Genomic DNA, 425 nt, shown 5'->3' with positions numbered 1-425 from the left:
CGGCGGCTGCATCGGCCTGGGCGGCGCGGGCCTGGCCCAGCGCAGCCTGCAGCTCGGCAGCGTGCTGGCCAAAGAAGTCGGGCGACCAGCTCAGCGTGGCCTGCACGGTGCCGCTGTTGTATGTGTTGCCAGCCACCGGGGCAGGCACCAGCCCGTTGGCGGTGTAGCGCTGGCGGGTGGCGTCCACGCCCAGCGTGGCTTGGGGGCCGTTGGCGGCCTCACGCACCTGGCTCAGGGCCACGGCTTGCTCCAGGCGGGCGCGGCTCACGGCCAGGCTGGGGTTGCCTTGCAAGGCGGTGTCGATCAGGGTGTTGAGCTGCTCGTCGCCCAGCGCTTTCCACCACTGGCTGGGGGCCACCACGTCGGTGGTGGTTGCGGTCAGGCCAGCGGCGGCCGGGGTGGTTTGCGCCTGCGGTGTGTGGGCC

General features: G+C 72.9%; 1 protein-coding gene. It reads right to left on the bottom strand.

Features of this window, described 5'->3' with window-relative positions:
* On the bottom strand, positions 1–425 hold a 425-nt coding region (locus DBR23_RS31960), incomplete at both ends, for a TolC family protein (protein WP_233250781.1).

Origin of the sequence: Acidovorax sp. HMWF018, assembly GCF_003061035.1 — a bacterium.
Taxonomy (GTDB): domain Bacteria; phylum Pseudomonadota; class Gammaproteobacteria; order Burkholderiales; family Burkholderiaceae_C; genus Acidovorax; species Acidovorax delafieldii.
The sequence above is the reverse complement of the archived record's forward strand: the minus strand, read 5'-3'. Positions and strand labels throughout refer to the sequence as shown.